Source organism: Chromohalobacter sarecensis (assembly GCF_023061135.1).
GTDB lineage: Bacteria > Pseudomonadota > Gammaproteobacteria > Pseudomonadales > Halomonadaceae > Chromohalobacter > Chromohalobacter sarecensis.
Window position 1 is genome coordinate 26,418 of the sequence record NZ_JAKGAN010000010.1, and the last position, 11,811, is coordinate 38,228.

The 11,811-nt window shown below is 59.5% G+C and carries 15 protein-coding genes; 14 read left to right on the forward strand and 1 reads right to left on the reverse strand.

The annotated features are described in order from the left end of the window. Positions 1 to 6 precede the first annotated feature (6 nt). The 12 genes from rplF (at position 7) to rplQ (ending at position 6,567) form a co-directional block, all read left to right on the forward strand. Complete coding sequence (gene rplF, locus L1071_RS14155) at positions 7 to 537, forward strand: 50S ribosomal protein L6 (protein ID WP_246976045.1); 531 nt, start codon at positions 7 to 9, stop codon at positions 535 to 537. 9 nt (positions 538 to 546) lie between these two features. Beyond that, positions 547 to 897 carry a 50S ribosomal protein L18 gene (rplR, locus tag L1071_RS14160; RefSeq protein ID WP_246901040.1) on the forward strand — a complete coding sequence of 117 codons (351 nt, stop codon included), beginning with the start codon at positions 547 to 549 and terminating at the stop codon, positions 895 to 897. An 11-nt stretch (positions 898 to 908) separates the two neighbouring features. Next, positions 909 to 1,409 carry a 30S ribosomal protein S5 gene (gene rpsE / locus L1071_RS14165; RefSeq protein WP_040239388.1) on the forward strand — a complete coding sequence of 167 codons (501 nt, stop codon included), beginning with the start codon at positions 909 to 911 and terminating at the stop codon, positions 1,407 to 1,409. A gap of 6 nt (positions 1,410 to 1,415) precedes the next feature. Continuing rightward, positions 1,416 to 1,601, forward strand: coding sequence for a 50S ribosomal protein L30 (gene rpmD / locus L1071_RS14170; protein WP_246976047.1), 186 nt, complete (start codon positions 1,416 to 1,418; stop codon positions 1,599 to 1,601). A gap of 3 nt (positions 1,602 to 1,604) precedes the next feature. Further along, positions 1,605 to 2,039: a 50S ribosomal protein L15 gene (gene rplO / locus L1071_RS14175; RefSeq protein ID WP_075369411.1), complete on the forward strand. Its 435-nt coding sequence runs from the start codon at positions 1,605 to 1,607 to the stop codon at positions 2,037 to 2,039. Beyond that, positions 2,040 to 3,371 (forward strand): preprotein translocase subunit SecY, encoded by a 1,332-nt coding sequence (gene secY / locus L1071_RS14180; protein WP_246901045.1) that lies wholly within the window; start codon positions 2,040 to 2,042, stop codon positions 3,369 to 3,371. Between the two features lie 31 nt (positions 3,372 to 3,402). Continuing rightward, positions 3,403 to 3,516 (forward strand): 50S ribosomal protein L36, encoded by a 114-nt coding sequence (gene rpmJ / locus L1071_RS14185; RefSeq protein ID WP_075369409.1) that lies wholly within the window; start codon positions 3,403 to 3,405, stop codon positions 3,514 to 3,516. Positions 3,517 to 3,638: 122 nt separating this feature from the next. Further along, the gene (rpsM, locus tag L1071_RS14190; protein WP_246976050.1) at positions 3,639 to 3,995 is read left to right on the forward strand and encodes a 30S ribosomal protein S13; all 357 of its coding nucleotides are present in this window, start codon (positions 3,639 to 3,641) and stop codon (positions 3,993 to 3,995) included. A gap of 39 nt (positions 3,996 to 4,034) precedes the next feature. After that, the gene (gene rpsK / locus L1071_RS14195; RefSeq protein WP_246901049.1) at positions 4,035 to 4,421 is read left to right on the forward strand and encodes a 30S ribosomal protein S11; all 387 of its coding nucleotides are present in this window, start codon (positions 4,035 to 4,037) and stop codon (positions 4,419 to 4,421) included. A gap of 12 nt (positions 4,422 to 4,433) precedes the next feature. Then, complete coding sequence (gene rpsD / locus L1071_RS14200) at positions 4,434 to 5,054, forward strand: 30S ribosomal protein S4 (RefSeq protein ID WP_040239375.1); 621 nt, start codon at positions 4,434 to 4,436, stop codon at positions 5,052 to 5,054. A 91-nt stretch (positions 5,055 to 5,145) separates the two neighbouring features. After that, the gene (locus L1071_RS14205; protein ID WP_246976053.1) at positions 5,146 to 6,144 is read left to right on the forward strand and encodes a DNA-directed RNA polymerase subunit alpha; all 999 of its coding nucleotides are present in this window, start codon (positions 5,146 to 5,148) and stop codon (positions 6,142 to 6,144) included. Between the two features lie 39 nt (positions 6,145 to 6,183). Next, positions 6,184 to 6,567 carry a 50S ribosomal protein L17 gene (gene rplQ / locus L1071_RS14210; protein ID WP_246901062.1) on the forward strand — a complete coding sequence of 128 codons (384 nt, stop codon included), beginning with the start codon at positions 6,184 to 6,186 and terminating at the stop codon, positions 6,565 to 6,567. A gap of 87 nt (positions 6,568 to 6,654) precedes the next feature. Here rplQ and uvrA read toward each other — a convergent pair whose 3' ends face one another. Further along, a complete protein-coding gene (gene uvrA, locus L1071_RS14215) occupies positions 6,655 to 9,525 on the reverse strand; it encodes an excinuclease ABC subunit UvrA (protein ID WP_246976057.1) in 2,871 nt (956 codons plus the stop codon). A gap of 244 nt (positions 9,526 to 9,769) precedes the next feature. Between uvrA and L1071_RS14220 the strand changes: the two genes are divergently transcribed. Both L1071_RS14220 and L1071_RS14225 read left to right on the forward strand, forming a co-directional pair. Then, a complete protein-coding gene (locus tag L1071_RS14220) occupies positions 9,770 to 11,152 on the forward strand; it encodes an MFS transporter (protein ID WP_246976060.1) in 1,383 nt (460 codons plus the stop codon). 33 nt (positions 11,153 to 11,185) lie between these two features. Then, positions 11,186 to 11,755 (forward strand): single-stranded DNA-binding protein, encoded by a 570-nt coding sequence (locus tag L1071_RS14225; RefSeq protein WP_246976063.1) that lies wholly within the window; start codon positions 11,186 to 11,188, stop codon positions 11,753 to 11,755. Positions 11,756 to 11,811: the final 56 nt, after the last annotated feature.

Genomic DNA, 11,811 nt, shown 5'->3' on the forward strand with positions numbered 1-11,811 from the left:
TTTGGAATGTCCCGCGTAGCCAAATATCCGGTGAAATTGCCGAATGGCGTCGAGGTGAAACTCGAAGCCGACAAGCTGACCGTCAAGGGCGGTCAGGGCACGCTCTCCATGAACGTGCATTCCGATGTCACCGTGGGCCAGGAAGAAGGCCAACTGACATTTAATCCGAGCGAGTCCGCCAAAAGCTGGGCGATGGTCGGAACCACCCGTGCGCTGGTGCAGAACCTTGTTACCGGCGTCTCGGAAGGCTTTAGCAGGTCTCTCGAGATCAACGGTGTCGGTTACCGCGCGCAAGCAAGCGGCAACACACTCAACCTGACACTAGGCTTCTCGCACCCCGTCGAGTATACGCTGCCTGAAGGTGTGACGGCTGAAACGCCGAAGAACACCACGATCGTGCTGAAAAGCGCGGACAAGCAGAAGCTCGGCCAGGTCGCAGCGGAAATTCGTGCCTTCCGTCCGCCCGAGCCCTACAAGGGCAAGGGAATTCGGTATGGCGACGAAGAAGTCCGCCGCAAAGAAGCCAAGAAGAAGTAAGGCAGGGTTATGAACGCGAAGAAAGAATCTCGTCTCCGTCGTGCCCGCCGTGCTCGCGCCAAGATCCGCGAGCTTGGCGTGTCTCGCTTGTGCGTCAATCGCACGCCGCGCCACATCTACGCGCAGATCATTTCGCCGGATGGTGGCCAAGTACTGGCCAGCGCATCCACGCTCGATAAGAGCCTGCGTGAAGGATCCACGGGCAATTCTGACGCCGCCTCCAAGGTCGGCGCCCTGATTGCCGAACGCGCGAAGGAAGCGGGCATCACCGAGGTGGCCTTTGATCGTGCCGGGTTTAAATACCACGGTCGTATCAAGGCCCTTGCAGATGCCGCTCGTGAAGGCGGCCTGGAATTCTAAAGGGTTTTACGATGGCGAATAACGAACAGAAGGGCGGCGATCTGCAAGAGAAACTCGTGCAGGTAAACCGCGTCGCCAAGGTAGTGAAAGGTGGTCGTATTTTCGGCTTCACCGCACTGACCGTCGTTGGCGACGGCAATGGTCGAGTCGGCTTCGGTCGCGGCAAAGCACGTGAAGTGCCTGTCGCGATTCAGAAGGCGATGGATCAAGCTCGCCGCAACATGGTGAAGGTAAGTCTCAGTGGCTCTACGCTGCAGTACCCGACGAAGGCCCGTCATGGCGCCTCCAAGGTGTTCATGCAGCCAGCGTCTGAAGGTACCGGCATCATTGCTGGCGGTGCCATGCGCTCCGTACTCGAACTGGCAGGCGTCCATGACGTTCTCGCCAAGTGTTACGGTTCCACTAACCCGGTGAACGTGGTGCGCGCGACTATCAAAGGTCTCGCTGCCATGCAGTCTCCGGAGGACATTGCCGCTAAACGTGGTATGTCCGTCGAAGAGCTCGCGGGGTAAGGCATCATGGCATCAGCAACGATCAAGGTTACCCAGACTCGTAGTACCATCGGCATTCTGGAAAAGCACAAGGCCACTATTCGTGGCTTGGGCCTGCGCCGCATCGGTCACACGGTTGAACTGGAAGACACCCCCGCCGTACGCGGTATGGTCAACAAGGTTAATTACCTTGTGCGTGTTGAGGGAGAGTAATCCATGAAACTCAATAGTCTGAGCCCAGCACTGGGCTCGAAGCACGCCGAGAAGCGCGTCGGTCGTGGCATTGGCTCCGGTCTGGGCAAGACCGGTGGCCGTGGCCACAAAGGCCAGAAGTCACGCTCCGGTGGGTCCGTGAAGCCGGGTTTCGAAGGCGGTCAGATGCCTTTGCAGCGTCGTCTGCCGAAATACGGTTTCACGTCCATCAAGTCGCTGGCATCTGAAGAGGTGCGCGTGGCGGAGTTGGCCAAGATCGATGGTGATATCGTCGATCTGGATAGCCTTAAGAAAGCCAACGTACTTAAGGATAATACCAAGTACGCGAAGGTGATTCTCTCCGGTGAACTGAACAAAGCAGTCACGGTTCGTGGTCTCAAGGTCACCAAGGGTGCCCGTGGCGCGATCGAAGCTGCCGGTGGCAAGGTAGAGGACTAAATGGCTAAGTCAGGAAACATGCCGGCCAGTGGAAGTGGTCTGAGTGAACTTTGGGCGCGTTTGCGTTTCGTGTTCATCGCCATCGTGGTGTACCGTATCGGTGCCCATATCCCGGTGCCTGGCATCAATCCTGACCAGCTCGCTGCCTTGTTCAGGGAAAATCAAGGCACCATCCTGGGCATGTTCAACATGTTTTCGGGTGGTGCGTTGTCGCGCATGAGTATTTTTGCGCTGGGGATCATGCCGTATATCTCCGCGTCGATTATCATGCAGCTCCTGACGGCGGTCTCGCCTCAGCTGGAACAGCTGAAGAAGGAAGGTGAGGCTGGCCGGCGCAAGATCAACCAGTACACGCGCTACGGTACGGTGCTGCTGGCATTGATCCAGGCGACCGGCATGGCAGTCGGTCTGGTCGGACAGGGCGTCGCCTACAGCGGCGATCTCAGCTTCTACTTCACAGCGATCGTGACGTTTGTCGCGGGTGCCGTGTTCCTGATGTGGCTGGGCGAGCAGATCACCGAAAAAGGTATTGGTAACGGCATTTCCCTTATCATCTTCGCGGGTATCGTGGCGGGTCTTCCGAGCGCTATCGGTCAGTCTTTCGAGCTGGCGCGAAACGATGGGGCCTGGAATATCTTGCCGTTGCTGTCGTTGGCAGTTCTGGGGATTGCGACCGTTGCATTCGTGGTCTTTATCGAACGTGGCCAGCGGCGGATCAAGGTGAATTATCCGCGTCGTCAGGTAGGCAACAAGATGTATGCCGGGCAGAGCAGCTATCTGCCGCTGAAGGTCAATATGGCCGGTGTCATACCGCCGATCTTTGCCTCCAGTATTTTGTTGTTCCCAGCCTCGATTGGCCAGTGGATCGGTGACGGGCAGAACATGGCCTGGTTGCAGACGGTATCGCAGGCGCTTGGGCCGGGACAGCCGTTGTACATCTTGCTTTTCGCGGCGGCGGTGCTATTCTTCTGCTTCTTTTACACGGCGTTGGTCTTCAATCCCAAGGATGTCGCCGACAACCTGAAGAAGTCGGGAGCGTTTTTGCCGGGGATTCGTCCGGGCGAGCAAACGTCCCGCTATGTCGATAAGGTCATGACGCGTCTGACGCTTTTCGGCGCCTTGTACATCACCGCAGTTTCCCTGATGCCTCAGTTCCTCGTGGTGGCGTGGGATGTGCCTTTCTACTTTGGCGGCACTTCCTTGCTCATCGTGGTGGTGGTGGTCATGGACTTCATGGCCCAGGTGCAGTCGCATCTGATGTCGAATCAATATGAATCGGTGATGAAGAAGTCCAACCTGAAAGGCTATGGCAGCGGCGGTATCCTGCGTTAAACGAGCCCCGCTAGGTTTTTTGGAGAGAACGATGAAAGTTCGAGCTTCCGTCAAGAAAATGTGCCGTAACTGCAAGATCATTCGGCGCAATGGCGCGATTCGTGTCATCTGTAGCGAACCGCGGCATAAGCAGCGCCAGGGTTGATCCTGCGCTGACTTAAAAGCGGGTGTAGGCATACCCCTTGTCTCATCAGAGACAAAGGGGTATGCTATTGCGCCCTTATAGACGACTAAACGAGCAAGCCGCTCAACATTCGGAGTAAGCTGATGGCCCGTATTGCTGGCGTCAATATCCCGGACAATAAGCATGCGGCGATCTCGCTGACCTATATCTTCGGGATTGGCCGTACACGTGCGCAGGAAATCTGCGTCGCGACCGGCATCGCGCCGACGACGAAAGTTCAGGAGCTGTCCGCAGACGAAGTGGACACCCTGCGCAACGAAGTCGGCAAGTATACCGTTGAAGGCGACCTTCGCCGTGATACGACGCTTAACATCAAGCGTCTCATGGACCTGGGTTGCTATCGTGGTCTGCGTCATCGTCGTGGTCTTCCGCTGCGTGGTCAGCGTACCAAGACCAACGCGCGTACCCGTAAGGGACCGCGTAAGCCGATTCGCAAATAAAACGCATGTTCGTGCGTTAAGACAGGAATAGACATCAACATGGCTAACCCGCGTAGTAACCGTAAAAAGGTGAAAAAGCAGGTAGTGGATGCGGTTGCCCACATCCATGCCTCTTTTAACAACACGATCGTGACGATCACAGACCGCCAGGGCAACGCTCTTTCTTGGGCGACTGCCGGTGGTTCGGGTTTTCGTGGTTCTCGTAAGAGCACCCCGTTCGCTGCTCAAGTAGCAAGCGAACGTGCAGCGACTGCTGCAGCCGAGTATGGTGTGAAAAACGTCGACGTGCTGGTCAAGGGACCCGGTCCCGGCCGTGAATCCGCCGTGCGTGCGCTCAATGGCGCGGGTTTCCGCGTGCAGAGCATTACCGACGCGACGCCCGTTCCCCATAACGGCTGCCGTCCGCCGAAGAAACGCCGCGTTTAAGGAGACAGATTCATGGCACGTTATATTGGACCGAAGTGCAAACTGTCTCGTCGTGAAGGCACCGACCTCTTCTTGAAGAGCGGTGTTACTCCCTTCGAGAAAAAGTGCAAATCCGAGCAGATCCCGGGTGTCCACGGCCAGCGCCGTCAGCGTCTTTCCGACTACGGCTTGCAGCTTCGTGAGAAGCAGAAAGTACGTCGCATGTATGGCGTACTCGAGAAGCAGTTCCGCAACTACTACAAGGAAGCGGCCCGTCTCAAGGGCGCGACCGGCGAGTTGTTGTTGCAGCTTCTCGAATCCCGACTGGACAATGTCGTCTACCGTATGGGCTTCGGCTCCACGCGCTCAGAAGCGCGTCAGTTGGTCAGCCACAAGGCAATCGCCGTGAATGGCCGTAGCGTCAACGTGGCTTCCTATCAGGTCAAGCCGGGTGACGTGGTGTCCGTTCGTGAAAAGTCCAAAAACCAGGCGCGTATTCAAAACGCCTTGGGAATTGCCGCTAACCGTGGCGATGTGACTTGGATCGACGTCGACTCCAAAAAGATGGAAGGCACTTTCAAGGCTGTCCCGGAACGCGGCGACCTGTCTGCCGACATCAACGAAAACCTGATCGTCGAGCTGTACTCGAAGTAATCATGCAGCCACTGCGTGATGCCGCCAGGCCCCATGCCAGGGCCTGGTTTCGAGTACTGAGTATCCGTTTGGCAGCCTGAAAGGTGTTCTTATGCAGCGTTCAGTGACAGAGTTTCTCCGTCCTCGCGACATCAAGGTCGAAGAGATCAACGCGAATCATGCGAAGATCGTGCTCGAACCGTTCGAGCGTGGTTTCGGCCATACCCTGGGGAATGCTCTGCGTCGCATCCTGCTGTCTTCCATGCCCGGTTGCGCCATTGTGGAAGCGGAGATTGAAGGCGTTCTACACGAGTACAGCGCCATCGAGGGCGTCCAAGAAGACGTCATCGAAATTCTCCTGAACCTCAAGGACGTCGCCATCAAGATGCATGGCCGTGACGAAGTGGTTCTGACGCTGAGCAAGCAGGGTCCGAGTGTGGTGACCGCGGGCGATATCGCCGTCGATCACAATGTCGACGTCATCAACCCGGATCACGTTATCGCGCACCTCAACGACAGCGGCGAGCTGAAAATGGAGCTCAAGGTGGTTCGCGGTCGTGGCTATGAGCCAGCGGATACCCGTGCTTCCGAGGAAGACGAATCGCGTGCGATCGGTCGCCTCCAGCTGGATGCGACCTTCAGCCCGGTGCGTCGTGTGTCCTACTCCGTGGAAGCCGCGCGTGTCGAACAGCGTACCGATCTCGATAAGTTGATTATCGACTTGGAAACCGACGGCACCTTGGATCCGGAAGAGGCGATTCGCCGCAGCGCGACCATCCTGCAAGAGCAGCTGGGCGCGTTCGTCGACCTCGAAGCCGACAAGGAACAGGAAGTCGAAGAAGAAGAGGATCAGATCGATCCGATTCTACTGCGCCCCGTAGACGATCTCGAGTTGACCGTTCGCAGCGCCAACTGCTTGAAAGCCGAGAATATTTATTATATCGGTGATCTGATTCAGCGTACCGAAGTGGAGCTGTTGAAGACCCCGAATCTCGGCAAGAAATCCTTGAATGAAATCAAGGACGTTCTGGCAGCGCGCGGTCTTTCCCTCGGCATGCGGCTGGAAAACTGGCCGCCGGCGAGCCTGAAGGACGACAAGGCCTCTGCGTGAGTGCCGACTCGAGTCCCAGTTTGGTAAGGAATTTCAACCATGCGTCATCGTAAGAGTGGTCGTCACCTCAATCGTACGAGCTCGCATCGCCATGCCATGTTCAAGAACATGTGTGTGTCGCTAGTCGAGCACGAAGTCATCAAGACTACCCTGCCCAAGGCCAAGGAACTGCGTCGTCACGTCGAGCCGCTGATTACCTTGTCCAAGCAGGACAGTGTCGCCAACCGCCGTTTGGCCTTCAATCGCACCCGTTCCAAAGAAACGGTCGGCAAGCTCTTCAACGAGCTGGGCCCGCGTTATGTCGAGCGTCCGGGTGGCTATGTGCGTATTCTCAAGTGCGGTTTCCGTGCTGGAGACAATGCACCGATGGCTTATGTCGAGCTGGTCGACCGTCCGGTCGTGGAGGAAGCTGCCGAAGAGTAATCTTCGCCAGGCTTTGCCATCTCGGCACAATAAAGCCGGCCCCTCGGGGCCGGCTTTTTTATGCGTTGTTGATAGCCGGCACCCCGGTCAGGTTGCGGCAGTACTCGTTTCGCGCGTCGCTTTGGCGGTTGTGCGCTTGGCCAGGATTGGCTCGAGAAAGCGCCCGGTGTGCGAGACCTCCATCTTGGCGACTTGCTCTGGAGTACCCTCGGCGATGATGCGCCCTCCGCCGGAGCCGCCCTCGGGACCGAGGTCGATAAGCCAGTCGGCGGTCTTGATCACGTCGAGGTTATGCTCGATGACCACGATGGTATTGCCATGGTCGCGCAGGCGGTGCAACACACCGAGCAATTGGCGGATGTCCTCGAAGTGCAGTCCGGTGGTGGGCTCGTCGAGTATGTAAAGGGTCTTGCCGGTATCGCGCTTGGCCAACTCGCGGGCAAGCTTGACGCGCTGCGCTTCCCCGCCGGAGAGGGTCGTGGCGCTTTGTCCCAGGCGCACGTAGGACAGGCCGACGTCCATCAGTGTCTGCAAGCGCCGCGCGAGGGCAGGGACCGGCGAGAAGAATTCCAGTGCCTCCTCGATCGTCATCTCCAGCACTTCATGGATGTTCTTGCCCTTGTACTGGATCTCCAGTGTCTCGCGGTTATAACGCTTGCCCTGGCAGACGTCGCAAGGCACGTAGATATCGGGCAGGAAGTGCATCTCGACCTTGATCAGCCCCTCGCCCTGGCAGGCTTCGCAGCGCCCGCCCTTGACGTTGAAGCTGAATCGTCCGGGCTTGTAGCCACGCGAGCGCGCCTCCTGGGTGCCCGCGAAGAGCTCTCGAATCGGTGTGAAAATGCCAGTATAGGTGGCCGGGTTGGAGCGCGGCGTCCGCCCGATCGGGCTCTGATCGATGTCGATGACCTTGTCGAGCAACTCCAGTCCTTCGATGCGCTGGTAAGGCGCGGGGGTGAGGCTCGTGGCGCGGTTGAGCTCGCGCGTGGCGACAGGCATCAGCGTCGAATTGATCAGCGTTGACTTGCCCGAGCCGGACACTCCCGTCACGCAGACGAAAAGGCCGAGAGGCAACTCGAGCGTGACGTTCTGCAGGTTGTTGCCATTGGCCCCGGTGAGGCGCAGCATTTTCTCCGGATTGCCGGGGATGCGGTACGCCGGCATCTCGATGCGGCGTTTATCCGATAGGTACTGGCCCGTCAGCGAGGCATCGCATTGGGTGATCTGCTCGGGTGTCCCCTGGGCGACGATACGGCCGCCATGTACACCGGCGCCGGGGCCGATGTCGAGGACATGGTCCGCCGCGCGTATCGCTTCCTCGTCGTGCTCGACGACGATGACCGTATTGCCGAGATCGCGCAGGCGCTCGAGCGTCTGAAGTAGCCGGTCGTTGTCGCGTTGATGCAGGCCGATCGAGGGTTCATCGAGAATGTACATGACGCCGACCAAGCCCGCGCCGATCTGGCTGGCCAGGCGAATGCGCTGAGCTTCGCCGCCGGAGAGCGTGTCGGCGCTACGTTCCAGAGTCAGATAGTCGAGCCCCACATTGACCAGAAACTCCAGGCGCGAGTGGATCTCATGGACGATCTTGACGGCGATTTCACCCTTGCGTCCGGGCAGTTCCAGTGCCGCGAAATAATGCCAAGCCTCACCGATGGGCAGTTGTGAGATCTCGGGGAGCGGACGTCCGTCGACGTAGACATGGCGGGCTTCCTTGCGCAGTCGTGTTCCTTGGCAGGACGGGCAGGGCCGTACCGCCAGGTGTTTGGCGAGGTCTTCGCGCACCATGCTCGACTCGGTTTCGCGGTAACGTCGCTCCATGTTGGGGAGGACGCCCTCGAAGGCATGTTCGCGCGTGACCTTGCGGCCCCGATCGTTGACGTAGCTGAAGGCGATCTGATCCTGCCCACTGCCGTGCAATACGACGTCACGCTCGTGCCGAGCGAGATCCTGCCAGGGCGTTTCCAGCGCGAAACGATAGTGTTCGGCGACCGACTGGAGCTGGTTGAAGTAATACACACTGCGCCGGTCCCAGCCCTTGATGGCGCCTTCGGCCAGCGATAGCTCGGGATGACTGATCAGCTTGTGCGGATCGAAATACTGGCGTACCCCGAGGCCGTCGCAGGTGGGGCAGGCCCCAGCGGGGTTGTTGAACGAAAACATGCGCGGCTCGAGTTCCGCGATGGAGTAGCCGCACACCGGACAGGCGAAGCGTGCCGAAAAGACGATGTCGTCGCGCGCGCCATCCATGTCGTGAATGATGGCGATGCCATCGGACAGGCCGAGCGCGGTTTCGAACGACTCGGCCAGGCGCAGGGCGAGCCCATCGCGTACCTTGATGCGGTCTACTACCACGCTGATATCGTGTTTCTTGTTCTTGTCGAGCGGTCCCAGCTCGTCGAGTTCCACGGCTTGACCGTCGACCATGGCACGGACGTAACCCTGGGCGCGTAGCTCGGCCAGCAGTTGCTGGTGCTCGCCCTTGCGGCCGCTGATGACCGGCGCCAGCAGCATCAACTTGCTGCCTTCGGACAGTGCCAGAACCTGATCGACCATCTGCGAGACGGTCTGGGCCTCGAGGTCGATATCGTGCTCGGGACAGCGTGGCGTCCCCGCGCGGGCATAGAGCAGGCGCAGATAGTCGTGGATCTCGGTAATCGTGCCGACCGTCGAGCGCGGGTTGTGGGACGTCGATTTCTGCTCGATGGAAATCGCCGGCGAGAGCCCTTCGATGTGGTCGACATCGGGCTTTTCCATCATCGATAGGAATTGGCGGGCGTAGGTGGAAAGGGACTCCACATAGCGCCGCTGTCCCTCGGCGTAAAGGGTGTCGAAGGCCAACGATGACTTGCCGGAACCGGACAAGCCGGTGATGACGATCAACTTGTTACGCGGTATTTCGACGTCGATGTTCTGCAAATTGTGGGTGCGCGCACCCCTGACCAGAATTCTGTCCATGCCCACCTCGTGCCGGTTGCGCCGTGGCGGTGGCGCGGTCAAAGGATCGATTATAGAGGCTGCAGTGGAGTCCGGGCAAAGCGCGTCCTTTCCTTGGCAGGCAGGCAGTCGGTAAAATGCGCTTGGTCGGCGTCTGCGCGCATGCGAGACGCCGAGGTGTTGGTTCGTCACGGCCCCTATGGCAAGGCCTCGTGGGCCGGTTTCGGTATCGAACGTTTCTTCTCTTCAACGACGCGACTCAATCATGTCTTCATCATTGCTTCACACCGAGCGGCGCGCCATTTTCGGCCTCGCCAGCTTGTATGCGACGCGTATGCTCGGGCTTTTCATGGTATTGCCGGTCTTGGCGATCTACGCCGATGGCCTGGAGGGCGCCACCCCCTTGCTGGTAGGGATGGCGCTGGGCGGCTACGGCCTGACACAGGCGATTCTACAAATTCCCTTCGGGCTGCTATCGGATCGCTTCGGCCGCAAGCTCATCATCAGCATTGGGCTCTTGTTGTTTCTGCTGGGCAGTGTGGTGGCCGCCCAGGCGACCTCGATCGGTTGGGTGATTGCCGGACGCTGTCTGCAAGGCAGTGGCGCAGTTGCCGGGGCGATCATGGCGCTGTTGGCCGATCAGACCCGCGAAGAAGTTCGCACCGCAGCGATGGCGACCATCGGGCTGTCGATCGGCATCGCATTCGGCGTGGCCATGGTCGTGGGGCCCTTGGTCGCCGATCCTTTCGGTCTGGCCGGTGTATTCTGGTTCACTGCCGTACTCGCCGCGGTGGGGCTCTTGGTACTATGGCGGTTGGTGCCGCGGGCACCACGCCTGGTGTCGCATCGCGACGTAGGGCTCGACCGCACCCAGCTGCGCGGAATGCTGGCGCGGCGTGATCTGTTGCGCCTGGATTTCTCGATCTTCGCCCTGCACGCCATCCTGACCGCCTGCTTCGTGGTCGTGCCCTTTCGCCTGGAAGCCTTGGGCATTGCGCCGGCGCATCACGGTTGGGTATACCTGCCGATCATGGCGCTGGCTTTCGTGGCCATGGTGCCGCTGGTGATCGTGGCCGAGAAGTACCGCAAGATGAAACCGATCTTCATCGGTGCCGTGGCGTGGCTGACGCTGTGCCTGGCCGGGCTGGTGGAGTTTTCCGATGGGCGCTGGGCGTTGTTCTCGCTGCTCTGGGGATTCTTCGTGGCCTTCAACTTGTTGGAAGCCACGCTGCCGTCGATGATCAGCAAGCTGGCCCCGGCGGGTGCCAAGGGCACGGCGATGGGCGTGTATTCCACCAGCCAGTTTCTGGGCGCTTTCCTGGGCGGAACGGCCGGGGGCTTTCTCTCCCAGCATTTCGGCCTGGATGCGGTCTTTCTGGGCGCCACCTTGCTGGGTGCGGTATGGTTGGCGATTGTCTGGAAGATGCCGGCCCCCCGCCATCTCTCGAGCGAGATCGTCGCGCTGGACGAGCGCTCGATGGGCGCGATGGATACACTGATGGAGCGATTCGCCGCCGTGGCCGGCGTCGAGGATGTCATGGTGGTGCCCGACGAGCGTGTCGCCTACCTCAAGGTCGACCGTCAGCGGCTGGACACCGAGGCGCTGGAACGCGTGCTCGGATCCGAGCGAGATCACAACAGCGCCTGATAATGGGCGCGGGACTATTTCAAGGAGACTCACATGGCGCGCGGCGTGAACAAGGTCATCCTGATCGGCAACCTCGGTCAGGATCCGGAAGTCCGCTTTTTACCTTCCGGCAATCCGGTGTGCAATCTACGCATCGCGACCACCGACACCTGGACCGACCGCCAGAGCGGTCAGCGCCAGGAACGTACCGAATGGCACACGGTGGTGATGTTCAACAAGCTGGCGGAAATCGCTCAGCAGTACGTGAAGAAAGGCTCGCGTATCTATATCGAGGGCCGTCTGCAGACGCGCAAGTGGCAGGGTCAGGACGGACAGGATCGGTATTCCACCGAGATCGTCGCCAACGACATGCAGATGCTCGACTCGCGTAGCGGCCAAGGCGGCGGCGACTACGCTCAGCCCTCGCAAAATGCGCCTCAGCAAGGCATGGGGCAAGGCGCTGCGGCGCAGCAGGGCGGTGGCTATGGCCAGCCACAGGGCGGCCCGCCCCCGCAGCAGCAGGTACCCCAGCAACAGCCACCCCAGCAGGGTGGCCAGCAAGGCAATTACGGGGCTCCCAATCCCGGCAACTTCGATGACTTCGACGACGAAATCCCGTTCTAGCGTCGGCCCGGTGATGAAGCGATAGTCAACTGTGAAGCCCCGTATATCGGGGCTTT

Coding starts and splice junctions, on each gene's coding strand:
- rpsD (WP_040239375.1), top strand. CDS start 4,434: ATGGCACGTTATATTGGACCGAAGTGCAAACTGTCTCGTCGTGAAGGC.
- L1071_RS14225 (WP_246976063.1), top strand. CDS start 11,186: ATGGCGCGCGGCGTGAACAAGGTCATCCTGATCGGCAACCTCGGTCAG.
- rplF (WP_246976045.1), top strand. CDS start 7: ATGTCCCGCGTAGCCAAATATCCGGTGAAATTGCCGAATGGCGTCGAG.
- rplR (WP_246901040.1), top strand. CDS start 547: ATGAACGCGAAGAAAGAATCTCGTCTCCGTCGTGCCCGCCGTGCTCGC.
- rpmD (WP_246976047.1), top strand. CDS start 1,416: ATGGCATCAGCAACGATCAAGGTTACCCAGACTCGTAGTACCATCGGC.
- rpsM (WP_246976050.1), top strand. CDS start 3,639: ATGGCCCGTATTGCTGGCGTCAATATCCCGGACAATAAGCATGCGGCG.
- secY (WP_246901045.1), top strand. CDS start 2,040: ATGGCTAAGTCAGGAAACATGCCGGCCAGTGGAAGTGGTCTGAGTGAA.
- rplO (WP_075369411.1), top strand. CDS start 1,605: ATGAAACTCAATAGTCTGAGCCCAGCACTGGGCTCGAAGCACGCCGAG.
- uvrA (WP_246976057.1), bottom strand. CDS start 9,525: ATGGACAGAATTCTGGTCAGGGGTGCGCGCACCCACAATTTGCAGAAC.
- L1071_RS14205 (WP_246976053.1), top strand. CDS start 5,146: ATGCAGCGTTCAGTGACAGAGTTTCTCCGTCCTCGCGACATCAAGGTC.
- rpsK (WP_246901049.1), top strand. CDS start 4,035: ATGGCTAACCCGCGTAGTAACCGTAAAAAGGTGAAAAAGCAGGTAGTG.
- rplQ (WP_246901062.1), top strand. CDS start 6,184: ATGCGTCATCGTAAGAGTGGTCGTCACCTCAATCGTACGAGCTCGCAT.
- L1071_RS14220 (WP_246976060.1), top strand. CDS start 9,770: ATGTCTTCATCATTGCTTCACACCGAGCGGCGCGCCATTTTCGGCCTC.
- rpsE (WP_040239388.1), top strand. CDS start 909: ATGGCGAATAACGAACAGAAGGGCGGCGATCTGCAAGAGAAACTCGTG.
- rpmJ (WP_075369409.1), top strand. CDS start 3,403: ATGAAAGTTCGAGCTTCCGTCAAGAAAATGTGCCGTAACTGCAAGATC.